We start from the raw sequence: 20,246 nt of genomic DNA on the forward strand, positions 1-20,246 counted from the left end.
CCAGTTTCGCGGAGCTACCCGGCCGCCTGCATTCCGAACTTCGCAGCCACAGCCGGGTCGGCCAACCGAAGCGAGCAGCCTGTCCCGGTGGTCTTCACCGTCTTCACGGTTGTGTTCTTCACGGTCATCGGCCGGTCTTTCGGCGACTGGATCGTCGTCTTGGCGTAGCCGCTGACCAGGTTGTTGTTGAACACGATGTTCTTCGATTTGGCGGCGTCGTACGTCTTCATGGCGGCGTCCGTCTTCACGCCGCCGCGCTGGGCGATGATCGCGTTCCCGTACGAGTTGATGTTCTGGGACGACAGTCCGGTGACGATTCCGGTGGCGCCGTACGCCATCGTGTTGTGCCGGACGATCACGTCGTTCGCGCTGCCGGTGACGGTGGACCCGCTGACCTTCAGGTTCGCGCCTTCCGGAGCACCGGAAAGCAGGTTCCGTTCCACGATCCCGCCCTTCGAGTACAGGGTGGGCTGCAGGTAGATGTCGTGGTACATGTTGTGCTCACCGGCCTTCTTGCCGATGTTGTCGCGGATGCAGTTCCTTGCGACCAGGTACGACTGCGGGGCTGCGGCGGTTCGTTCCGCCGTGGATCCCTTGCCGACCTTCGCGTCGTTCTCGCGGATCATCAGGTTCGCGTATCCGGTGGTGCCGGAGATCTCGTTGCCGATGAACTTCCAGTTGCGGCCGCCGTACATCGCCACGACCTGCTTGCCGGTGGTGTGGGTCTTGTCGTACTTGAAGTGGATGCCGGTGATCGTCCAGTAGTCGGCTGACTTCAGCGCGAACTGGCCGGCGAACGTGACCGTCTCCTTCGGCGCAGCCTGGAGGACGATCGGTTTGCTCGCTGTGCCAGCCCTTGCTGCGTATCCGGCACTTCCCTTGTAGGCGCCGCCGCGGATGACGATGACGTCTCCTGGTTGGGCGACCTTCACCCCGTAGTCGACGGTGGCGAGCGGGTGCGAGATGTCAGGCGCCGGGCAGTACGCCGGCTTCGACACCAGCCATCCGCTGTCGATGCAGTACCTGCGGTCGGTGCCGTTCGCGGTCTTGTTCGTCCCGTTGGCCGCCACGTACACGTACCGGCCGCCGGGTGCCGGTTTCGCGAGGGTGGTGGCGCCGATGGAGATGGCGGGCCCGGGTTTCGGTGCAGTGGCCGCTGAAGCTGATGTTGCCCCCATGACCGATGCGGTGACGACCAGGAGTGCACAGAGTGACGCTCGAGCTGCTGACTGCCACGCAGGCTTCATGTTCCCCAGACATGCGGCAAACAGCAGGAGTTCTGCTGGCAGCCGCGTCAGCTTGCTTTCACGACCGCCAGCTCATCCCAGTGCGTCGTCACGCGCGGCGACAGCATCGCCCGGCGCATCTGCCACACCGGCCCGTCCTTCAGCCCGGCAAGACCGAGCCCGAGCGCCCGATCGCCGTGCCTCCGGTTCACCCGGTCGATCGTGTCCCCGAGCCCGCGATGCTCGAACGGGGCGACGAACGGATCGAGGTACTGGTGGGAGGTTTTCTGAGTGATGCCGGTGAGGATGATCCCGGCACGGTTGTACTTCATCCCCGGTTCGATGTGCGGGCTGAGCGCAGCGATCGCCGATTTCGTGAGCGTGATCGGGTCATCGGTCGGCTGGGTGAGGGACACGGAGACGTACGGCGCTGAACGGGGCCCGTCCGCGAACGCCGACGTGGACGCGAACACCTGCAGATGCTTCGCGACGGATCCTTGCTTCCGGAGCCGGTACGCGGCGCGTTGCGTGTAGACGGACAGGACCTGCTCAACTTCCGCGGTGGTGGTCGCCGGGGCGCCGAGCATCCGGCTGAAGATCAACTGCTCCTTCGTCTTCCGTTCGACGTCGTCCGGGACTGCCGGCGTCCCGCGGAGTTCGTACACGGTGCGTTGCAGGACGACGGAGAACTTCTTCCTGATGAGTTGCGGGTCGGCGTACTTCAGGTCGCGGACGGTGTGGATGTCGAGCATCGCGAGACGCTTCTTCGTTCTGCCGGCGACGCCCCACACCTCGTCCACCTCGAGCGATTCCAGGATCCGGTCCTGCTGCTCCTCCGGGTACGCGTCCCAGTGGCAGACGCCGCCGAGCTGCGGGTGCTTCTTCGCCCCGTGGTTTGCGATCTTCGCGAGGGTCTTCGTGCTCGCGATCCCGACGCAGACGGGCAGGCCGACATGCTTCAGGATGGTCTCTTTGATCGTCCTGGCGGTCTCGGTGAGCTCTTCGGTGGTGCCGCGGAGCACGCCGAACGCCTCATCGATGCTGTAGATCGACAACTCCGCCATGAACCGCCCCAGGATGGCCATGACCTTCGCCGACAACGACCCGTAGAGCTCGTAGTTCGAACTGCGGGCGACCATGCCCCACACCCGTGCCTGGTTCTCGAGCTTGAACCAGGGGTCTCCCATCTGGACGCCGAGCGCTTTCGCTTCGGGGGAGCGGGCGACCACGCAGCCGTCGTTGTTCGACAGGACGACCGCAGGGACTTCGCGGAGCTTCGGGTCGAACACACGTTCGCAGGAGACGAAGCAGTTGTTGACGTCGACGAGCAGCACTCGGCGCGGCGACTTCGCCGTCATCTTCCGCGGCCGGGGGAGTGGACGGTCACTGAACCTCCTCGAGGAACCCGAGTTCGTCGACGGTGAAGTCGAGCTTGATGACCCCGTTCACTGCGTCCCTGCTCGGGTTGAGCCCAACTACGAGCTCGTCGTCGAAATGCAGGTAGTAGCTCTTGGCTCCTTGGATCGGGACGCCGGTGACTGAGTACTTGATCTGGCAAGTGCCGTCCGGGGCGAACGCGCCGAAGGTCATCACACCGACCGTCTGCGACTTGTAGTAGAAGACGGCAGGCTCAGCGCCGTTGCCGAGCGTCGGCCCGTGCCCTCCAAGAGTGATGGTGCAATTCGCGTCCTCCGTCCAGTCCGACGGGCCGGTGATCATCCCGACGACGTCGAACTGCTCCCGCTCGGGTGCTGCTGCTTCGCTGGCCGAACATCCGGTGATTCCTGATGTTGCAGCGATCGCGGCGCCGGCGGCGAGGAGAGTGCGGGTGAAGGTGCGCGTCATGCTCTGATCCTGCCCTGCTCAGACGACATGGTGAAGGCACCGGGTGACGACGCCCCACACTTCGAGGCTCGCGAACTCGGGGATCTCGATGTCCGGGTAGGCGGGGTTCTCGGACTGCAGCCGCACCCGTCCGTCACGGCCGCGGCGGATCCGTTTCAAGGTGAGCTCCCCGTCGAGGATCGCGACGACAACCGACCCGTCACCTGCGGTGAGCGACCTGTCGACGATCACTTCGTCGCCGTCGTAGATGCCGGCGCCGATCATCGAGTCCCCAGCGACCCGGACGATGAACGTGGCGGTCGGATCGACGATGAGGTGCTCGTTCAGGTCGATCGGGCCGTTGTAGTAGTCCTGGGCAGGGCTCGGAAAGCCTGCCGGCACCGCGATGGGTGCGACGAAGATCGTGCGGAGCCTGGCGAGCTGAGTGTCGCTGATCGGCCGGATGTCGACAAGCACTGCTCACCACCTCCAAGTTTCGAAGATAGTTTCGAGTGTACGACGGTGCGGCGTCGCCGAACAGCCGCGAGAAGCCCAGAATCCACCAGCGCGACAGCGGATGTCGGCTCCCACCGGCCGAAAGTACCAGCGGAGGAAGTTTCGCCGAGACCCGCCGGTGTCGGGTCAGGCGGCGATCGACGCCAGGTAGTCCCGCTCCATCGACTCCGGAGTCGTCAGCTCGTCGCCGTCCCGGAGCGCGCGGAGGTACGCAACCACTCGGTCTCGAGGGTTCGGCTGCTGATACTCGGGGTTCTTCCCGTCGTTCACCGGGTAGACGGCGTACGTCGTCGACCAGCACTCCTCGAACCATTCCCATAGCAGGTTCGACTCCTGCTGGTCTCGGCCCATGCCGAACAGGTGACCGAAGAAGCAGTTGCCGGCGCCGTCCTCGGTTCGGACGACGTCGACGCACCACGATTCGGCGTCGGTCGCCTCCATGTAGTCGATGACGTCGTCGATCGTCACTTCGCGATCGTGTTCGGGGTGCACTGTCTGCAGCGTGGGCCGGTTCATCACGATGAGCACATGCGCGGCCGCCGCATGCCTACAAGGCATGAGCTCGGTGCGTTCCTGGATCCAGCGGCGCCGGCATCCTGAACCCGCGCCGGTGATCATCGACGAACCAGAATCAACGCCCGATGCAGCGACCATCACCGACCTTGACGAGCTCCGACGGCTCGCACGGAACCCCGCAAACCACGACGCGCTCATCGCGAACCCGGACACCCCAGCGGATGCGCTCAGGCACATCTGGCTGACCGGCGACGGGCCGCCGGTCGGTGTGCTCGAGCACGGCAACGCCCCGTTCGCCGTCATCGTCGACGCCAGGTGGTCGACCGACCCGGAGATCGCTGCGATCGCCCGAACCGTCCACCGGGCGCGGATCGGTTTGCCGCCGCACACGTAAAGGGTCATGGCGAACATCGACCTCAAAGGCAACCACCACGACCGCAAGGGCCTCTTCTCGGAGAAGCCGCAGAGCGCAGCCCCGGCAGGTCTTCTGACCGCTGGCGCAACCCCGGACAGCGACGGCGTGTACGCACGATTCGACCACGAAGAAGCCGGTCGCGCCACGATCGTTTCCGCCGGCGAGGCCGGCGAGTTCGTCCTCCAGACATTCGGCGCCAACGTCCAGTTCTCTGCCCCCGAGACGGCAACGGCAGACCAGCTGCAGGAAGCCGCAGCAGAAGCGTACGACCGCGCCGTCGACAACGGGCTCACCGAGCAGAGCGCCGACGATGACGACATGGAGGAGTTCGTCCGCGGGTACCTCGTCACCGCCCTCTGGAGCGGCACGGATGAGGACGGCGAACCGCTCGACAGCACCTTCGATGTCGACGACTTCGACCCCGAGACCGTCAAGACGGTCACCGAAGAGCTCGACGGGTTCGTCCGGTCGAACCGCGGCCTCGTCGACCGCTACCTCGAAGCCGGCAACGACTGGTCGCAGCTCGGAAACGACCTCAACCTCACCCGCAACCGCCACGGCGCAGGGTTCTGGGACCGCGGTCTCGGCGAGCTCGGAACCGACCTCACCGACATGTCGCACGCCAGCGGCAGCGCCGACCTCTACACCGGCGACGACGGCAAGCTCCACTTCGCCTGACCGGGCAGCCCCGCCGCATACCTACACGACATGGGCCCAAGCAGAGGCAACACCGTCAGGTCTCGCGCCGGGATGCGCGCGACGTTCAACCGCGGCGCGTTCCGTCCAGGCTCGCAGTCGGCAACGGACGGCGAAGTGATCGCTGGGATTCTCCAGGCTTCCACGTTCACCGACGAGGAGCTCGCGCAGTTCTCCGCTGACATCGAACGACTGCGCGAGCTTGCCGCGAACCCGGACCTGCACCCGTACCTCGCCAGCAACGCCCACTCTCCGGTCGAGGTGATCAACACCGTCTGGGAGCAGTCCCGTGACGCCCCCGGCGTCGCCCGAGCGGTCGGATACCACCCGAACACGTCCGAGTACGTGCTCCGGCGCGCGTACCTGTCGAACGAAGCCCCGCCGGAGTACCGGCCGCTGTTCGTCGCGCACCCGGAAACCCCGGCGATCGTCCTCGACTACGCGAAGCTCGACCCGTCCTGGCAGGTGCGTTCAGCGGTCGCGAGTCACCGGAACATCACCCCGGAGATCGCAGAGCACCTGATGGCCGACTCGGTCGAGACGGTCGCACAGGCAGCCGCCGCAAACCCGGAACGGTTCGCGCAGCCGCCGAGGAACGACCGGCAGTTCCGGAAGCAGCAGCGCCGGCGCGGCTGACCAGCCCCGCCCGCGCATGTTCATGGCATGGCACTTGTCGACGTCCACGAACTCGCAGCCGACCTCGGCACCAACCACACGGACATCTTCACCAGCGCACGCGCGGTGAACGCCCACATCGTCCGGCGAGACGGCGCCATCCTGATTGACGCTCGCCACGTCCCGTCGATCCGATCGGCGCTCCGCGACGGCCCACCGCTGTCGAAGAAGCAGGCGAAGGTGCTCGCCGACCATGCCGCCGAGCAGGTCACCGTCCACGTCCGCGACCGCCGACAGAAACCGGCCACCGCAATCCTGCACCTCGGCCCGACGAACTCCGGGAAGACGTACCAGGCGTTGCAGCGTCTCGCAGGCTCCCGCACCGGCACGTACGCGGCACCGCTTCGGATGCTCGCCCGGGAAGCGTACGTGAAGCTCGTCGCCCTCGTCGGCGAAGACGGGGTCGGGCTCATCACCGGCGAGGAGTCCATCAACCCGGACGCGCCGATCATCTGCTGCACCGTGGAGATGGCGCCGATGGCCGGTGACACCCTCGTCGTCGACGAAGCCCACTGGGCGGCCGACCCGGACCGTGGGTACGCGTGGACCAGGCTCCTCCTCGGCGGGGACTACGACCTCATCGAGGTCGCCGCGAACCGAGGAGCGGAGCCGTTCCTCCGTGCCGTGCTCGCCGACGTCGCCGACCTCACCGTCGAACATCACGACCGGCTCGCGCCGCTCGCGTACGCCGGTGACGTCACCCTCGCCGGGATCCCCGACCGGTCGCTCCTCGTCGCGTTCTCCCGCCGCACCGTCCTCGACCTCGCAGGCCGTCTCACCCGTGCCGGCCGCCGCGTCGGCGTACTGTACGGGGCGCTGCCACCCGACACGAGGGCTGGCCAAATTGACGCGTTCATCGCCGGTGAAGTGGACGTTCTCGTCACGACCGACGTCGTCGGGCACGGCATCAACACGCCCGCCGAGCATGTCGTGTTCGCCGAGACGACGAAGTTCGACGGCAGCGAAGTCCGCCCGCTCCTCACCTGGGAAGCCGCGCAGATCGCCGGCCGCGCAGGACGGTTCGGCCTCACCGACGGCGGCCACGTCCACACTCTCACCGGTGCAGGCCTCACCGCCGACCGGAAGATCGTACGCGCCGGCACCGAAGCCGCCGCGGGCCGCACCCCGGACGGGCTCGACGTGGACCGCGGAAAGCTCCGGCCCGTGTTCGCCGACCTCGGCGCGCCGGACCCGTCCGTCCTCGGGCTCGCGATCGCCGCGTGGGGGAGCCTCGCCGAGGAACGGCTCGCCGGCCGAGACGGCGTCGAACCGCTGCCAGTGTCGTCACTCACGTCCCGGTACTCGGCGCTCTGCAAGCTCGCGGGCATCTACGAACGGTTCGGCATCGCCCGCGGCTGGAAGGTCGACGGCGTCAACCTCTGGCAGGCCGTCACCGTCCCCGTCGACACCGACAGCCCAGCTTTCGGCGCCCTCATCGACGGGTTCAAGCACGGCGTAGCCGCTGCAGCCGAGAGCGCCGGCACCCTGATCCGTCACATCGAAGAGCTCGTCGACGGGCCCCTCGAAGATGTCGAACGAGCCGCCGCGCTGTCCCGAGACCTGATGATGTTCGCCAGGTCCTTCCCGGAGTTGCTCGGCTGGTTCTGGGACGACGCAGCCGACCTCGAACGGCTCACCGCGAAGGTGATCACCCGACGCCTCGGCCGTCAGCTGCAGCCGCGACGGAAGGGGCGCGCGAAGGCGGCATGACGCCGCGCATGACGGTGCTGACCAAAGGAGCACCGAGCATGGCCACAGCCACCTTCAAGACCCACGACACTTCGTACCGCCAGTACAACGGCGAACGCGTGACTGTTGTCAGCAAACTGAACCCCGCCAGCTACGACGCCGACGAGGTCGGGCCGATGTACAACATCGACTTCGCCGACGGGAAGCCTACCGAAGCGTTCGCCGACGAGCTCACTGACTGGGACGTCAACGACAGCGACTCCGAGGACATCCGAACCGCGGCCGCCGCAAGTGCGCAGCTGCCGCGCACATAGAAGGTCATGACCACCCAGAGTCGCGCCGATGGGCGCACCCCAGACCGTCACGGCAACGTGAACCGTCCCGGCACGTTCGGCACCAAGCAGGTGTCCCGAGCCGACGTCAAGCTCGCTGACACCATCGACCTCGAGGTCGGCGACGACATGCAGATCGGACCGGTCGCTGCCGACACCCCGCTTCAGGTCGTCCTCGTCACCAAGAGCCACAACAGTTGGGTGCTCGAAGCCCAGCAGATGGTCGACCTCGCCTGGTTCGCCCCGGATGGCACCCGCGAAGAGGCCGCGTGGGTCGAGAAGCGTCGCGCCGCGATCCTCAAGTTCATCGAGAACGAGTACGGCGTCGAAGGCGCATCGAACGACGAGAACACGGTGGTCGACTTCACAGCCACCCTCAACGACAAGTCCGGCACGATGACCGAGGACCGCGTCTACCAGCGCCTCTGGGACGAAACCGAGCTCGTCCGCCTGTGGAACGAAATGGACGACGGCACCGCCGGGTCGGAGAACCTCACCCGCAAGATGCAGGAGCACCTCGACCGGCAGGTGTTCTCCGACGCGTGGGGCGCCGAAGTCGGGAACGTCACCGACGAGCAGGTCGCCGCCACCCTGAACGGGCTCCGCGACGGCGAACTCATCGACGACCTCACCGCGGCCGCGATCGCGAAGCGCGCGCACGGGCTCCGGCTGTCCTGGATGGTGGGTGAGCTCGCAGAGCTCCCTGCGACCGGGTACGCGGACCGGTACGCGTTCCGCGGGAGCATCGAACGTGTCCAGCAGCACCCGGATCGCCACGGCGCGCTCGAGGCGGAGATCGCCGCGCTGAAGGCGTGGGCGAACGCCCGCTGACCGGCTTGATCCGACGCCCCGCAGCCTGAATGGGTTGCGGGGCGTCGCTGTCTGCAGGCGCCGCGCATGAGTGCCACGAAGACACCACGCCGGAACAAGCCGGCGCACGCGAGAGGACCCTCATGGCGTTCACGTCCGGACTGCGCGACGACCGACCTGGAAGCCCGAAGAACTGGGCGCTGCACGACGCACGTCTGTACCGGAACATGCCGATCTTCGCCGACGACCATCGCCCCTGGAGGAAGGTCAGGCGCGCATTCGAGGAGGCTGTGAGGGCAGGGTTCTACGACGAGTACTGGGATGCCGATGCGTCCGTCGCGCACGCCCGGAAGGTCATCTCCCGCCTGGAGCGGATCGAGGCGATGGAAGCCCGCGCAGCTAGCTGACGTCCGTCCGATCCGCGCATGGACTCGGCGAAGAGAGCAACCCCGCCGGGGCGACCCGGCCCAAGGCGAGAGGACCACAGTGGCGTTTTCATCCGGCCGGCACCAGAAGCTCACCGTCGACCATGAACCGTGGAGGTTCGTCTTCGACGAGTCCGCCCGCACCTCGAACGCGGAACGACTTCCCGACGGTGGATACGTCAACGACTGGCGGAGCGTCATCTTCGACCCGCGCACCGAATTCGACCGGCCGCTCCACAACCCCGGAAATCGGATTCTCAAGGAGTTCCGCCGCACCACGATGCGATACCGCACCGTGAACGCCGACTTCTACATCGACTACATCGACAACGGCGACGTCCACGACTGGCGAGACCTCACCCATGAGGAGCACCGTCACGCCCGCGAAGTGCTCACCCGATACTCCCGCGTCGTCGGGAAGAGTAGCGAGGCCGCCTGATGAGCGCCGCGCACCGGCTCACCATCCTCATTGAGGAGTACGCGCCCGGCACCGTCACCAGCACCTCCCTCGGGTTCCTCACCGTCCACCAGTGGCGCGGCAGCTTCCTGCAGCGGAAGCTGGCCGACTCCTCTGCGCCCGACGCCCGCTCAGTGCATCAGGCGTTCTCGCGCGGTGACGGAACCGTCGACGTCGCCGGCGCCGCCCGCGCCGGCATCGCGCTCGAGCGGGTCATCCATCACGACCGCCGCCGCGCCGCGATCCGCGCCGGCCGCATCCCGGGCGCGCTCAACGCCCGCGAGGCGTACGAAATCACCCGCCGATTCGGAGGCGCACGATGAGCAACCCAGACCGGTACTTCAGCGGCGGCCGCGTCACCGACACCGGCGCGATCGGCACCCTTCACCAGGTCGTCGGCGCCGACCTCCGGAACGGCGACCGGCTCATCACCGCAACCGGTGCCGAACTCATCGTGCACCGCGTCCACCCGTCCCCGCACCGCCCCGCAGCGATGTCCGCCGACACGGAACTCGGTGAGCTCCTCGTCCCGAAGAATGCGACCGTCACCGTCAGACGTGCCGGGAATGGTGCAGAAAAGCGGCAACGATCAGGGGTAAAGAAAATCCTTGCAATTGCTGGGAATATCCTGCAAGGATAGTCCGCTGTACCATCCCGGACGGGAAACCGTACTGGCGGGGCAACCCGCGCATGAGACACCTGTCGGAACGGAAACGCCCCGACACACCACCGAAACGCGAAACCGCACCGGTTCCGCGCATGGTACAAATGCTCCGGCAACACCGCCCGAGCACACCAAGGCCAGCAGGCCACCGAACGAAGGAGCGAACGTGGCACACACCATGTTCCAGCACGAGAATCACGGCGCCGCCGCGATTCGTCGCGCCTCCAGCCTCGGATGGCCCACGTCGACCTTCGGCTACCAGCTGAAGTCGGACGACGCCGGACAGGTGACTCACACGTAGTGGCATAGCCACACTCGGAATCTTCGAGGGAGTCACCAGAGGCGAAAGCCAGGTGGCTCCCTCAGTCGTTTAACCCACAACTCCACACGCACCAAACACCTAGGGGTGTAGCTCAGATGGCCAGAGCGCCGGTCTCCAAAACCGGATGTCGCAGGTTCGAACCCTGTCACCCCTGCCGCGATCCTCCTCTGATGTAGGGGACGGGATTGAAGGGCCCCGCAAGGCCCATTGAGAACTCCACAGCGAATGAAGAAACAGCCGGAGACCGGACGCACCAGCGTCCGGAGCCAAGCTCCGGCAACCCCTCGAGCGCAGCCGCGCACCCGGCCGCTGCGTAACGCACGCCGGCAGAAGCCGCGGCTGCGCTCGGGGACTCGGATGGTTACCCAAGCGGCCGAAGGGACCTGACTGTAAATCAGGCGTCTATGACCTCGTGAGTTCGAATCTCGCACCATCCACTCGAATACGGGACCCGTCAGCCCGCAAAGCCAGACGGGCTGTACACCGAACAGATCCACCAGCCGAGAACCGGGCCGCAAGCCCGCCTCGGTGCCCGTAGGGAGGTGGGATCGGTTGACCGCTGAAAGGAGCACGCTCCACGTAGTGACAGAGACGTGGCGACCTGGCGCCCCGACACACGCGCCGCGCACCCGACTTCGGGTGCTTCGCTCCTCTAGCTCAATTGGCAGAGCACCTGACTCTTAATCAGGGGGTTCGGGGTTCAAGTCCCCGGGGGAGCACCCACCTCATGCATGACATGGGGGAGTGAGGCGGAAAGGCTGGCATGGCCCGCAAGGGTCAGAGAAATCGCGTCGTGCCAGTACGCCGCGTCAAGGACGTAGAGATTGCGATTAGAGGCGTCCACCTTAGCCCTCCACTCCACCGGCACTCTCGCGAGATGGCGCAGGTTCAACCCCAGCCATGGCCGCGATGCCGACAGGAGGAGTACATCGCAGCAGGACAGACCCAGGAAGGAGGTCACCGCGATGAAGCACACCAACCCGGAGCTCGCCCAAGCGATGCGCGAGCTCCGCAAGTCCAGCGCCGCCAGTCCGCACGAGGATCGGCGCACCAAGCGGGCACGCACCCGCAGCGCCTCCAAGGCGCGATCGGTCGCCGAACAGGCAGACCGCGACGCGGGCACATCCCGCGCATGAAGCCTTCGGGAGGTCCGCGCGTCGACGGATATCCCAGGGTCAGGCAGGAACCTGACCCGAAGTGCACCGCACCGATACTGCATTCGGCCGCCGCCAGGCGAGACCGGAGTCACCGAGCGGATCGACGCACCAACAAGGCCCTGTAGGGGAGCTAGGCCGTCCCCGCCACCCTGTCACGGTGGAGAGCGCGGGTTCAAATCCCGTCAGGGCCGCAAAGCCCGGTGGAGGCGTCCGCCCGGCTAGGCAGTTAGGGAATCCCGGGAACTGCTGGCACCCGGCGTCTCCGCAAGGGGACGTGGTGAAGCGAGTTGGCGGTCGTCACGCAGCGCACGCCATAGTGATCACGCCCGAACTGCCGCCCGCCTCTGTAGCTCAGCTGGGAGAGCACTCGCTTGAAAAGCGAGGGGTCGCTGGATCAAAACCAGCCGGAGGCACGGAGCACGAACGATCGAGATACCGGCAGGCCACCGGTGCGGTTTGGATGACCGCCGTGCACCCCAATTTCCGGAGTTCGTTTGCCGATACCGAACCCGGTCTGAGTAGGTCGGCTGAGCGGTATACAGCGGTGGCCCGCCTGGTGAATCCGAGCCAAGTTGCTGCCTATAGCCCGTGTTCGTTCTTCCGAGAACGCGGACGACATGTTGTTCGGGAGTGCCGCGGTTGGCGGCAGGTTCCAGTGCTGTGCATCGGAGCCGGGATCCGGGAAGGAAAGCGCGCCTGACCGGTCCACCAACCCCCTGTGGTCCCCTGTAGCTCAGTTGGCAGAGCGGCGCACTGTTAATGCGTAGGTCCCTGGTTCGAGCCCAGGCGGGGGAGCGAAACCCGGCAGGAATGCCGGGTTCAGCCGCGGCCGTTTCGACGGTCGACACGTCAGACGGCAAGGCTTCGGCGGCCGATGAACGTCTGACAGAAGATGCTCCGCTCATGCCCATTCCGAGGGCGGAGATGCGTCATATCGGGGGCCTGTCGTGGTGGGCGGCAGTATCCGGCGACGGGCGCGTACGCGTACCAAGACCGGGAGAGGTGCTTAGGCCATGCGGCTTGTAGTGAACCTCACCCACCTCCCCTGGAGCGGTCGCCTAGTGGCCGAGGGCTCCTGTCTTGAAAACAGGTGGACGGAAACGTCTCGCGAGTTCGAATCTCGCTCGCTCCGCTTGAGAAACTTCGCCGGCTTCTGCACAACCTTTCCGAGAAGGTGCCGGCGCCGGTCGCGCGGGCTCGGATAGCGCGGCCGACCACGGTCGATTAGCTCAGCAGGTCAGAGCACCGCCCTGATAAGGCGGGGGTCCCCAGTTCAAGTCTGGGATCGACCACATCACACCGCAGGACGTCGCAGCACCTGCACTCGAATCGTCTCATCGCATCGAAGCTTCGCTGCAACGTACCAGTGGCATCCGTCAAGGATCACCAGGCGGCCGTCGTGGGTTTCGATCGCGAGCGGCCCGTCCGCGCCGTAGAACGACACCTCGTCGTCCCAGGTGAGGTCGGATGACGGGTCGCGGTTCAGGTACCAGGTCAGCGCGTCGGCGCGCAGCTCGCCCTGCACGGTGCCGTCGATCCGGTCGATCGGCATGTCGATCGCTTCTCCGAAGCCGATCACCCCGGCGTCGTGCAGCTCGAGCAGCTGGGTGGCGTCCGCCTGCTCGGACGGTCCGCCTCCCTGGACGCCGATCGCTTCGATGGGGATGAGGTGGGTCTCGTGGTCAGCGTCCCACCAGCCGTGCTCTTCTACGGCGCGAGCGACAAGCTCGTCTGGGGAGTGGACGGCGATGATGACCTCGGGTGCTGTGTTCACCGTGATCCGACCGCCGTTCGAACCTCTCCCTCCACGGACGGACCCGTCGTCTGCGATGACGACCTCTCGGCCGTCCACCACCGCTCGTCTGCCAACGTTCACCGCTACCTCCAGGTGCACCCGCTTCCTGACGATGTGAGTGTGCGGGCGAGCTACTCCAAGGCTTCAGCGCTCCGGCCGGCACCCGGAGAAGCAGCGGCGCACCGGCAGACGACGGCCGACGGTGCGCGCGGCCCTGCACGCCCGTCTGGCGGAAATGGCAGACGCACTGGATTTAGGTTCCAGCGCCCGAAAGGGCATGCGGGTTCGACTCCCGCGACGGGCACCCCCGCGCATGGCCTCTCCGAGAAGAAGGAGAACATCATGGGCCACTGCGCATCCGCCATCGTCAACGCCACTCAGGACTTCCCGAGCATGAAGGCGATCTGGGACAAAGGCGTCGACCTCATCAGGATCGACGAGGACGGCTACATCCGCAGCTTCGACTTCGACGTCGCCCCGCCTCGCCCGATGAAGCACTTCGAGACCGACCTGGACGACACCTCGGTCGGCCTCATCGAGCCGATCGCCGCTGACTCCGATGTCACGACCGCCAACAAGCGATTCACCGTCGAACTCAGCGAACCGGACGTCATCCTGCTCGCCGCGGGACGTGTGTGGGACGTCGACGGCCTCGAGGACAGGATCACCGGGTTGTTCCCCGGCAAGTTCCTCGACATCAACACCTTCAAGTTCAACCTCCCGAAGCCGAAGAAGCCGCAGGCGAAAGCGACCGCCGGGAAGCTCGTCACCACGTACGACCTCCTCACTGCCGGCAACCAGTTCCACCACCCGCAGACCGTCGGCACCGGGTACGCCTCGATCGCCGAAGCGAAGCAGGCTGGCGTCGACCTCATGAACGCACACCCCGGGTTCACGAAGCTCGAGGTAGAAGCCCGCGTCACCAGGGAGGGAAGCAAGGCGCTCGCGACCATCGGTCGGCCTGCTGATCCCGACCGCCTCGTGACGATCACCGGCACTGTCGATGTCCGCACCGTGAAGCAGAACCCCCGGATCGTCGGGTGGTTGGTCACCGCTTACTTCGGCCACTGACCTCGGTCGCGGCACTTTCCGCGCATGTACTCTCTGCGCCTCGACCGCCCCGACCCCGGGCGCGGCCCCGCGAGACGTGACCAGAGAGAAAGAGAGCACCCTGTTGGGTAGCAGCGCAGCAATCATCGTCCCCGTCGACGAGCAGGTCCAGAGCCCCGAGCAGGCCATCGCGGTCGCGCTCGAGCAGATCGCAGCCGGCGCCGACGTCACCGTCATCCCCGCCGACTCGCACGTCACCCGGAAGAACTCGCGGTTCACCGTCGAGCTCCCCGAGGCGAAGGCCGTGAAGTTCGCCGGTGGTGACGAGCAGGTGAAGGCCGAGGTCATCGCCGCCGTCAAGGAGAAGTTCGCCGGGAAGACCGTCGAGGTCGACACGATCGAGTTCGCGCCGGTGAAGCTTCGCCGTGCCACGTCGGTCGCTGCGACCGGCAAGGCGACGAAGACGTTCGCGGTGTACGAGCCCGGCGTCGCCAAGCCCGTCGCCGACGGCTTCGCGAAGGCGACCGAGGCGAAGCGCGCCGCGGTCGAGCTGGTGAACAGCGGCGAGACGTCGTACACCGACCTCCGCATCCGCGCCGTCGTCGGCAAGGACGGCAACTCGGACCTCGTGAAGGTCGCCCGCCCCGTCGACGCGGACCGCGTCGTGAAGGTCGTCGGCACCGTCGACGTGGTGTCGGTGAAGGCGAAGGCGCCCGCGAAGGCGTACCAGTTCGCCCTCGCCGCGTAACGGCTTCGCGGGGCGGCCAGTTCCCCGGTCGCCCCGCAGCCTGCGGCATTCCGCCGCATGTCCAGAAACCAGCCCCGGAAGACCCTTCTCCGGGCATGATCCCCTGTAGCTCAATTGGCAGAGCGACCGGCTGTTAACCGGTAGGTTCCAGGTTCGAGTCCTGGCGGGGGAGCCAACGATCACCGCTCTGAAGTTCGCTTCGGGTCGGCGATCGGGCCGGCAATTTGTACTGCTACGGCACCTGCCGGCCACCAGACACGTCCGGGGAGAGCGACAGGAAGCGCTCGTCCGACCCGGGTCGTGCTATCGAGGCCCGTCTGAGCCAGCGTGATGCGAATCAGGCACGCTTCCTGCCTTCGTGGTCACCTCAGCGGCGGCCGCGCACCTAAGGCGCAGAACCAGTTCTGGCGGACGGTTCCGACCGGGCCGTCAGGACCTGCGTCAGCAACAAAGTGCTTCCGTGGGGTCACCCGCGCATGTACTTCTCGAGGCGGGGAACGCTGCGAAGCGCACCCCGCCTCACCAAGGGGACGTATTGGTTTCGACGTCGCCGGATGCTTCGAAGAGAAGCGTGCCGAGGATCGCAGGGTCACCTCGCCAAAAGACGCTGCAACCAATGGATGCCAACCGCACCCAGTCCGACTACGCCCTCGCTGCTTGATCGCAGCGAGACTCACGGCGAGTCCGTCGCACCGCCCAACCGGATCCACGGTTGACACCCAGGGCGGTCGACGTCAGCAAACGTCAACCTGAGCCGGAGCGCTGCCACTGCTTCTCCGGCGAACAAGAAGTGGATAGGCCAGGCGGTCGCGTTGTTCATCACAGCGGCCAGGGCCGAGAAACAGCCGACGATGAACTACGCACGTAGAAGGCTTCGACACACGTCGACGGACCCGGGTTCGACCCCCGGCGTCTCCACTTGAGCAACCAAGCGGTTGCAAACAACTCCACATGGAATCGGGTCTTTAGCTCAGCTGGAAGAGCGCGTCGCTGGCAGCGACGAGGTCGGGAGTTCGAACCTCCCAGGATCCACCCCGACTACGCATCATCTCCGACAAGGGGAGGTGCGTTGCCACCCGGGGACGGCAGGTCACCGTCACCACCCGGGCGTCAGACGGCACGGCGTCAGTCATCCTCCGTGCACCACGGGTCTGTAGCTCCAACGGTAGAGCGCCTCTTTTGCAAGGAGGATGTTGCGCGTTCGAATCGCGTCAGATCCACACAACACCCCTCGCCACTGTCCGGCACCGCCCCTCGAGGCACCGCCGGTCACGCGAGGTGCGGCTAGCCCGGGATGATCACCCGGTACCGGCTGCAGAGCCACGGAATCGGTTTTCTCGGCACCGTGGGCCAACCCACCCTCCCGTCCGCCGGTACAGCGGACGGCTCACCATGTGGACGGCACGACGTCAAGGGGAATCGTGCACGGCGAGGTCGCATAGTCCGGCCTAGTGCAGCTGCTTCGAAAGCAGCCGAACAGTGAGAGCTGTTCCGGGAGTTCAAATCTCCCCCTCGCCGCGCCAAGAACGCCGACCCGAACCACGGTTCGGAAGGCATCCGCACACGCCCACACAGGGCGCCAACCACGAAAGGAGCGATCATGACCACCCTGACCGCACCCCGCATCGACAACCTCACCGACACCGACTTCGAGCAGCTCGCCGCCGCCGGCGCCGCAGCCGCCCGCCAGGGCAAGAGCGCCGCGTTCATCGCAGCCCGCATCAAGCTGTCCCGCCTCGACGGGTTCGCCGCAGCATCCGCCGGCGTCTCCGCGGACCTTCACGCCCGCATGGAGGCGGTCGGGTTCCTCGGCGGACGCGACCGCGCCAGCGCCGCAGCGCGCTGGGCTGTGCTCGCCGACCGGTTCCGTGACCAGCTCACCGCGACGGACGTCGACGCGCTCACCGAGACGTTCCATCAGGCAGGCGTCTAGCCTGCCGTCGCGCCCAGAAACGGGCGCACCCCGGAGCCGTGGCAGAGCCCGGCCTATCGCGCAGTCTTGGAAAGGCTGTGGACGAGCTCAACCTCGTCCCGCGGGTTCGAATCCCGCCGGCTCCGCCAACCACACTCGTATGGCCCCAGTTCGGGGCTGAAACGCGCCGAAACTGCGGCAAACAGTCCATCTGGGAAGTGATCGCACCACCCACGCCCAGACCCGAAGGACTCACCGTGCGCAGACTTCTCACCCTCGCAGCGACCGCATCGCTCGTCGCGGCGGCAACGATCGGCGCGGCCGCGCCAGCAGGAGCGGAAGAGCTTCCGTCCCCGGCGCCAATCGAAGAGCCGAGCTCGAGCGCCACCCCTGCCCCGACGCCGGCGCCTGCGGAGACCCCAGCCATGAAGTCGGCTCCAACGGCAACACCGGTCCCGAAGCAGGCACCATCCGCGACGCCGGCTCGAACGGAGGCACCGGCGCCGAAGCCGTCGACGTCCGCGGCGCCCGCCCCACCTCGAGCGCAGGTGCTCACCGTCCCCGCCCGGCAGATCACCGCCGCCACTCCAACCTCGATCACACTGACCTGGGGAACCCCGCGCGTCGTCGGTCAGATCACCGGTTACGAGGTCAGCACCTTCGTGGACGGGAAGCGGGTGAGCTCAGGGCTCCTTCCAGCGTCCGTGCACACGTACACACTGACCGGACTCAAGCCGGACAGCACCTACATGACCACCCTCACCTCGCGAGCCTCGTCGGGAGTGACTACCGCCAGCCTGTCCGGCGGTCTCTGCGGCCGGTCCCTGAAGGACCCACGCACGGTCGCATACGTGTCGAACCCGGCCAGCACGAAGATCGTGAAGACGAACAGCACCAGCGTGCAGGTGTCGTGGGGGCTTCCCACCAGGCTGCAGGGGAAGATCGTCCGCTACGAGGTCCGGCTCCGCGGGAACGACGGGACCACCCGCAACCTGAACACGACGACGCTGAACCGCACGTTCACCGGGCTGAACCCGGGAACGGTGTACACCGCGTCGATCAAGACCGTCGTGGTCAGCCTCGACGGGAAGAACACCGGGTCATCCCAAACCATGCCGACGCTCAGGATCCGTCTCTGACAGGTCGGCACCACTGGAGGCTTCGCATAGTCTGGCCGATTGCGCTGCCCTGCTAAGGCAGTTGGGGTTCACCGCCCCTCGACGGGTTCAAATCCCTCAGCCTCCGCCACGCACCCGAGCAACGCTCGAGCGCACACGGCCGCCCTCGTGCGGCTGATCCCCGATGGTCTGATGGCATGGCCGGCGTGTCTCTGGAACACGTGCCCGCAAGGGTGCCCTGGTTCGATTCCAGGTCGGGGAGCAACCCCTCCGCTCCGCGCATGAACTCTCTGAGAAGAGAACCCGCGAGGAGCGAACATGCAGAATACCGTCGAGACCGTCGAACCGATCACCGCGAAACTCCGCAAGGAGACCTGGGTGAACGACAACGCGGTCGAAACCGGCATCGTCATCTTCGACATCCGGCCGCTCCTCGACACCCAGCCGCTCGGCCGGATCAACGTCGGTGACGACTACGACTGGCTGGTCGAAGAAGCGTTCCACCGCAGCGTCCTCGACCGCTGGGACGGCCCGTACACCCTCACTTTCGAGGATGACGACGAAGAGCTCCGCGCGTACGTCGACGCCCGCCGGGCCGCCGGGCAGATCGACCCGATCGCCGGTGAGATCCGACGAGACGAGCAGAGCATCGCCGCGGACCTCAACTCCATCGGCGAGCAGATCAACCGGCTCCTCATGCTCGAGCACAACCTCAGCCGGCAAGGCGTCGCCGCAGTCACCCTGCGCCGCTGGCCTGAAGCGACCGACGTCGAGCTCGGGTACGTGAACGACTCAGACCGGATCCAGGTCCTCGCCGTCACCGACAAGGACGGCCGCCGGCTGTACTCCCGGCTCGGCACCGACGCTGACGGGTACGCCGAAGAGGTGTACGACTACGTGAGCGTCCTCGACAGCTTCGGGATCGAGGCGTTCATCCGCACCAACCGTGACGGCTTCCGCGTCTACGGCTTCACGATCTGACCCGCCATCGCGGGTCTCGCCCGCCTGGCGGAATTCAGGTAGACGCGCCGGCCCGAGGAGCCGGTACCGCGAAAGCGGTGTCCGGGTTCGAGTCCCGGGGCGGGCACCCACCAGCCGAGCCCGGCTAGCCCAATCGGCAGAGGCGCCCCACTCAACACGGGGAGGTTCCGAGTTCGAACCTCGGGCTGGGCACCACCGCGCGCACGGATATTTCGGATGCGAGATATCCGCGCGAGCACCACCACGTTCTGTAGCTCAGTTGGTAGAGCACCGGCCTCATAAGCCGGATGTCGCTGGATCGAGACCAGCCAGAGCGACCAAGGACGACCAGGAGGCCACGGCGGTACACGCCGCATACATACAGCTGGCTCAACGACCAGCCAGCGAAGGAATGACAGCATGACCATGTTCGACCCGGCAAAGCACCCGCGCGGCGGGAACCCTTCAAACCCTGGGAAGTTCTCGACTGCGGCAAAGACTGCAGCCGAAGTGACCCTCGCACCAACTCACGCCTCCGCGGCGTGGGACGCGCTCGAGCAGCGCCGAGCCGAGACCGAGGCCGCCCTGAAGAAGCTCCGCAAGACAGAATCCGCGCTGGCCTCCGAAGCGATCCTCGCACTGGTCGACACCTACGCGCCCGGTGCCACGAAGGTCCAAGTAGTGGACAGCAACTGGAACGACATGGAAACCGGCGGCACGATCGTGAGGGTCAACGTGGCCGCGGCGTACCCGAACGGAGACCCCGCCCGACTGCCTCAACAGTTCAAGGAGGCCGCGAATCCGTACCTCTGGATGCTTGAGGAGATCGGCTACTCCGAACATCTCGACAACCATCTCGAGGCGATCGCGGACGACAGGTGGTCGCTCCGGCGCTGATCCGCGCCCGCGCATGTGCCCTTGGAACCCTGAGGAGTGAAC

At 66.5% G+C, this 20,246-nt stretch carries 24 protein-coding genes, 18 tRNA genes and 1 other RNA gene; 37 read left to right on the forward strand and 6 right to left on the reverse strand.

Annotated features, from left to right (window positions below):
- Positions 1 to 14: 14 nt before the first annotated feature.
- From ACFVAJ_RS18790 to ACFVAJ_RS18810, 5 genes are all read right to left on the reverse strand, one after another.
- Positions 15 to 1,178: a chondroitinase-B domain-containing protein gene (locus ACFVAJ_RS18790; RefSeq protein ID WP_376946894.1), complete on the reverse strand. Its 1,164-nt coding sequence runs from the start codon at positions 1,176 to 1,178 to the stop codon at positions 15 to 17.
- 116 nt (positions 1,179 to 1,294) lie between these two features.
- Entirely contained in the window at positions 1,295 to 2,584 is a 1,290-nt protein-coding gene (locus ACFVAJ_RS18795) for a Y-family DNA polymerase (RefSeq protein WP_376946896.1), read from the reverse strand.
- A 25-nt stretch (positions 2,585 to 2,609) separates the two neighbouring features.
- On the reverse strand, positions 2,610 to 3,071 hold the full coding sequence (locus tag ACFVAJ_RS18800; protein WP_376946898.1) for a hypothetical protein: 462 nt from the start codon (positions 3,069 to 3,071) through the stop codon (positions 2,610 to 2,612).
- A gap of 18 nt (positions 3,072 to 3,089) precedes the next feature.
- The gene (locus ACFVAJ_RS18805; protein WP_376947071.1) at positions 3,090 to 3,515 is read right to left on the reverse strand and encodes a LexA family protein; all 426 of its coding nucleotides are present in this window, start codon (positions 3,513 to 3,515) and stop codon (positions 3,090 to 3,092) included.
- A gap of 177 nt (positions 3,516 to 3,692) precedes the next feature.
- A complete protein-coding gene (locus ACFVAJ_RS18810) occupies positions 3,693 to 4,034 on the reverse strand; it encodes a hypothetical protein (RefSeq protein WP_376946900.1) in 342 nt (113 codons plus the stop codon).
- 97 nt (positions 4,035 to 4,131) lie between these two features.
- Between ACFVAJ_RS18810 and ACFVAJ_RS18815 the strand changes: the two genes are divergently transcribed.
- The 20 genes from ACFVAJ_RS18815 to ACFVAJ_RS18910 all read left to right on the forward strand — a co-directional run bounded on the left by ACFVAJ_RS18815 (position 4,132) and on the right by ACFVAJ_RS18910 (position 13,016).
- A complete protein-coding gene (locus ACFVAJ_RS18815) occupies positions 4,132 to 4,476 on the forward strand; it encodes a hypothetical protein (protein ID WP_376946902.1) in 345 nt (114 codons plus the stop codon).
- Between the two features lie 6 nt (positions 4,477 to 4,482).
- A complete protein-coding gene (locus ACFVAJ_RS18820; protein WP_376946904.1) occupies positions 4,483 to 5,175 on the forward strand; it encodes a hypothetical protein in 693 nt (230 codons plus the stop codon).
- Between the two features lie 135 nt (positions 5,176 to 5,310).
- Positions 5,311 to 5,829 carry a hypothetical protein gene (locus ACFVAJ_RS18825; protein ID WP_376946906.1) on the forward strand — a complete coding sequence of 173 codons (519 nt, stop codon included), beginning with the start codon at positions 5,311 to 5,313 and terminating at the stop codon, positions 5,827 to 5,829.
- A 27-nt stretch (positions 5,830 to 5,856) separates the two neighbouring features.
- Complete coding sequence (locus ACFVAJ_RS18830; RefSeq protein WP_376946907.1) at positions 5,857 to 7,578, forward strand: helicase-related protein; 1,722 nt, start codon at positions 5,857 to 5,859, stop codon at positions 7,576 to 7,578.
- 38 nt (positions 7,579 to 7,616) lie between these two features.
- On the forward strand, positions 7,617 to 7,871 hold the full coding sequence (locus tag ACFVAJ_RS18835) for a hypothetical protein (protein ID WP_376946909.1): 255 nt from the start codon (positions 7,617 to 7,619) through the stop codon (positions 7,869 to 7,871).
- A 6-nt stretch (positions 7,872 to 7,877) separates the two neighbouring features.
- The gene (locus tag ACFVAJ_RS18840) at positions 7,878 to 8,720 is read left to right on the forward strand and encodes a hypothetical protein (protein WP_376946911.1); all 843 of its coding nucleotides are present in this window, start codon (positions 7,878 to 7,880) and stop codon (positions 8,718 to 8,720) included.
- Positions 8,721 to 8,842: 122 nt separating this feature from the next.
- A complete protein-coding gene (locus ACFVAJ_RS18845) occupies positions 8,843 to 9,106 on the forward strand; it encodes a hypothetical protein (RefSeq protein WP_376946913.1) in 264 nt (87 codons plus the stop codon).
- 79 nt (positions 9,107 to 9,185) lie between these two features.
- On the forward strand, positions 9,186 to 9,563 hold the full coding sequence (locus ACFVAJ_RS18850) for a hypothetical protein (protein ID WP_376946915.1): 378 nt from the start codon (positions 9,186 to 9,188) through the stop codon (positions 9,561 to 9,563).
- A complete protein-coding gene (locus ACFVAJ_RS18855) occupies positions 9,563 to 9,904 on the forward strand; it encodes a hypothetical protein (RefSeq protein WP_376946917.1) in 342 nt (113 codons plus the stop codon). The genes ACFVAJ_RS18850 and ACFVAJ_RS18855 overlap by 1 nt, the downstream gene beginning before the upstream one ends.
- Complete coding sequence (locus tag ACFVAJ_RS18860) at positions 9,901 to 10,221, forward strand: hypothetical protein (RefSeq protein ID WP_376946919.1); 321 nt, start codon at positions 9,901 to 9,903, stop codon at positions 10,219 to 10,221. The genes ACFVAJ_RS18855 and ACFVAJ_RS18860 overlap by 4 nt, the downstream gene beginning before the upstream one ends.
- Before the next feature lie 190 nt (positions 10,222 to 10,411).
- Positions 10,412 to 10,546, forward strand: coding sequence for a hypothetical protein (locus tag ACFVAJ_RS18865; protein ID WP_376946921.1), 135 nt, complete (start codon positions 10,412 to 10,414; stop codon positions 10,544 to 10,546).
- A 101-nt stretch (positions 10,547 to 10,647) separates the two neighbouring features.
- Positions 10,648 to 10,721: transfer RNA gene (locus ACFVAJ_RS18870), tRNA-Trp, on the forward strand.
- A 201-nt stretch (positions 10,722 to 10,922) separates the two neighbouring features.
- Positions 10,923 to 11,004, forward strand: a tRNA-Tyr gene (locus tag ACFVAJ_RS18875).
- A 209-nt stretch (positions 11,005 to 11,213) separates the two neighbouring features.
- Positions 11,214 to 11,286 (forward strand) — tRNA-Lys (locus tag ACFVAJ_RS18880).
- A 246-nt stretch (positions 11,287 to 11,532) separates the two neighbouring features.
- On the forward strand, positions 11,533 to 11,703 hold the full coding sequence (locus tag ACFVAJ_RS18885; protein ID WP_376946923.1) for a hypothetical protein: 171 nt from the start codon (positions 11,533 to 11,535) through the stop codon (positions 11,701 to 11,703).
- Positions 11,704 to 11,839: 136 nt separating this feature from the next.
- Positions 11,840 to 11,915, forward strand: a tRNA-Asp gene (locus tag ACFVAJ_RS18890).
- Between the two features lie 149 nt (positions 11,916 to 12,064).
- Positions 12,065 to 12,137 (forward strand) — tRNA-Phe (locus tag ACFVAJ_RS18895).
- A 309-nt stretch (positions 12,138 to 12,446) separates the two neighbouring features.
- Positions 12,447 to 12,519, forward strand: a tRNA-Asn gene (locus tag ACFVAJ_RS18900).
- Positions 12,520 to 12,771: 252 nt separating this feature from the next.
- Positions 12,772 to 12,856, forward strand: a tRNA-Ser gene (locus ACFVAJ_RS18905).
- Positions 12,857 to 12,942: 86 nt separating this feature from the next.
- Positions 12,943 to 13,016: transfer RNA gene (locus ACFVAJ_RS18910), tRNA-Ile, on the forward strand.
- 2 nt (positions 13,017 to 13,018) lie between these two features.
- On the opposite strand, the gene ACFVAJ_RS18915 is transcribed toward ACFVAJ_RS18910, so the two are convergent.
- Positions 13,019 to 13,498, reverse strand: a complete 480-nt coding sequence (locus tag ACFVAJ_RS18915) for a hypothetical protein (RefSeq protein WP_376946925.1) — start codon at positions 13,496 to 13,498, stop codon at positions 13,019 to 13,021.
- 241 nt (positions 13,499 to 13,739) lie between these two features.
- Here ACFVAJ_RS18915 and ACFVAJ_RS18920 point away from each other — a divergent pair.
- The 17 genes from ACFVAJ_RS18920 (at position 13,740) to ACFVAJ_RS19000 (ending at position 20,204) form a co-directional block, all read left to right on the forward strand.
- Positions 13,740 to 13,823: transfer RNA gene (locus tag ACFVAJ_RS18920), tRNA-Leu, on the forward strand.
- A 38-nt stretch (positions 13,824 to 13,861) separates the two neighbouring features.
- Positions 13,862 to 14,590 carry a hypothetical protein gene (locus tag ACFVAJ_RS18925; RefSeq protein ID WP_376946927.1) on the forward strand — a complete coding sequence of 243 codons (729 nt, stop codon included), beginning with the start codon at positions 13,862 to 13,864 and terminating at the stop codon, positions 14,588 to 14,590.
- A gap of 103 nt (positions 14,591 to 14,693) precedes the next feature.
- Entirely contained in the window at positions 14,694 to 15,317 is a 624-nt protein-coding gene (locus ACFVAJ_RS18930) for a hypothetical protein (RefSeq protein WP_376946929.1), read from the forward strand.
- 99 nt (positions 15,318 to 15,416) lie between these two features.
- Positions 15,417 to 15,492, forward strand: a tRNA-Asn gene (locus ACFVAJ_RS18935).
- Positions 15,493 to 15,843: 351 nt separating this feature from the next.
- Positions 15,844 to 16,238: a transfer-messenger RNA gene (gene ssrA / locus ACFVAJ_RS18940) on the forward strand.
- Between the two features lie 38 nt (positions 16,239 to 16,276).
- Positions 16,277 to 16,349: transfer RNA gene (locus tag ACFVAJ_RS18945), tRNA-Ala, on the forward strand.
- A 115-nt stretch (positions 16,350 to 16,464) separates the two neighbouring features.
- Positions 16,465 to 16,537 (forward strand) — tRNA-Ala (locus ACFVAJ_RS18950).
- A gap of 207 nt (positions 16,538 to 16,744) precedes the next feature.
- Positions 16,745 to 16,835: transfer RNA gene (locus ACFVAJ_RS18955), tRNA-Ser, on the forward strand.
- A gap of 82 nt (positions 16,836 to 16,917) precedes the next feature.
- Positions 16,918 to 17,250 (forward strand): hypothetical protein, encoded by a 333-nt coding sequence (locus ACFVAJ_RS18960; RefSeq protein ID WP_376946931.1) that lies wholly within the window; start codon positions 16,918 to 16,920, stop codon positions 17,248 to 17,250.
- 32 nt (positions 17,251 to 17,282) lie between these two features.
- Positions 17,283 to 17,378: transfer RNA gene (locus ACFVAJ_RS18965), tRNA-Ser, on the forward strand.
- Between the two features lie 399 nt (positions 17,379 to 17,777).
- A complete protein-coding gene (locus ACFVAJ_RS18970; RefSeq protein WP_376946933.1) occupies positions 17,778 to 18,368 on the forward strand; it encodes a fibronectin type III domain-containing protein in 591 nt (196 codons plus the stop codon).
- Between the two features lie 15 nt (positions 18,369 to 18,383).
- Positions 18,384 to 18,477: transfer RNA gene (locus ACFVAJ_RS18975), tRNA-Ser, on the forward strand.
- 188 nt (positions 18,478 to 18,665) lie between these two features.
- Entirely contained in the window at positions 18,666 to 19,328 is a 663-nt protein-coding gene (locus tag ACFVAJ_RS18980) for a hypothetical protein (RefSeq protein WP_376946935.1), read from the forward strand.
- A gap of 18 nt (positions 19,329 to 19,346) precedes the next feature.
- Positions 19,347 to 19,434 (forward strand) — tRNA-Leu (locus ACFVAJ_RS18985).
- A 12-nt stretch (positions 19,435 to 19,446) separates the two neighbouring features.
- A tRNA-Leu gene (locus ACFVAJ_RS18990) sits at positions 19,447 to 19,523 on the forward strand.
- A 49-nt stretch (positions 19,524 to 19,572) separates the two neighbouring features.
- Positions 19,573 to 19,648: transfer RNA gene (locus tag ACFVAJ_RS18995), tRNA-Met, on the forward strand.
- Between the two features lie 79 nt (positions 19,649 to 19,727).
- The gene (locus ACFVAJ_RS19000; RefSeq protein WP_376946937.1) at positions 19,728 to 20,204 is read left to right on the forward strand and encodes a hypothetical protein; all 477 of its coding nucleotides are present in this window, start codon (positions 19,728 to 19,730) and stop codon (positions 20,202 to 20,204) included.
- Positions 20,205 to 20,246 lie beyond the last annotated feature (42 nt).

Source organism: Agromyces sp. NPDC057679 (assembly GCF_042799635.1).
Taxonomy (GTDB): domain Bacteria; phylum Actinomycetota; class Actinomycetes; order Actinomycetales; family Microbacteriaceae; genus Agromyces.

Coding starts and splice junctions, on each gene's coding strand:
- ACFVAJ_RS18790 (WP_376946894.1), bottom strand. CDS start 1,178: ATGGGGGCAACATCAGCTTCAGCGGCCACTGCACCGAAACCCGGGCCC.
- ACFVAJ_RS18795 (WP_376946896.1), bottom strand. CDS start 2,584: ATGACGGCGAAGTCGCCGCGCCGAGTGCTGCTCGTCGACGTCAACAAC.
- ACFVAJ_RS18800 (WP_376946898.1), bottom strand. CDS start 3,071: ATGACGCGCACCTTCACCCGCACTCTCCTCGCCGCCGGCGCCGCGATC.
- ACFVAJ_RS18820 (WP_376946904.1), top strand. CDS start 4,483: ATGGCGAACATCGACCTCAAAGGCAACCACCACGACCGCAAGGGCCTC.
- ACFVAJ_RS18830 (WP_376946907.1), top strand. CDS start 5,857: ATGGCACTTGTCGACGTCCACGAACTCGCAGCCGACCTCGGCACCAAC.
- ACFVAJ_RS18835 (WP_376946909.1), top strand. CDS start 7,617: ATGGCCACAGCCACCTTCAAGACCCACGACACTTCGTACCGCCAGTAC.
- ACFVAJ_RS18840 (WP_376946911.1), top strand. CDS start 7,878: ATGACCACCCAGAGTCGCGCCGATGGGCGCACCCCAGACCGTCACGGC.
- ACFVAJ_RS18845 (WP_376946913.1), top strand. CDS start 8,843: ATGGCGTTCACGTCCGGACTGCGCGACGACCGACCTGGAAGCCCGAAG.
- ACFVAJ_RS18855 (WP_376946917.1), top strand. CDS start 9,563: ATGAGCGCCGCGCACCGGCTCACCATCCTCATTGAGGAGTACGCGCCC.
- ACFVAJ_RS18860 (WP_376946919.1), top strand. CDS start 9,901: ATGAGCAACCCAGACCGGTACTTCAGCGGCGGCCGCGTCACCGACACC.
- ACFVAJ_RS18885 (WP_376946923.1), top strand. CDS start 11,533: ATGAAGCACACCAACCCGGAGCTCGCCCAAGCGATGCGCGAGCTCCGC.
- ACFVAJ_RS18925 (WP_376946927.1), top strand. CDS start 13,862: ATGGGCCACTGCGCATCCGCCATCGTCAACGCCACTCAGGACTTCCCG.
- ACFVAJ_RS18960 (WP_376946931.1), top strand. CDS start 16,918: ATGACCACCCTGACCGCACCCCGCATCGACAACCTCACCGACACCGAC.
- ACFVAJ_RS18980 (WP_376946935.1), top strand. CDS start 18,666: ATGCAGAATACCGTCGAGACCGTCGAACCGATCACCGCGAAACTCCGC.
- ACFVAJ_RS19000 (WP_376946937.1), top strand. CDS start 19,728: ATGACCATGTTCGACCCGGCAAAGCACCCGCGCGGCGGGAACCCTTCA.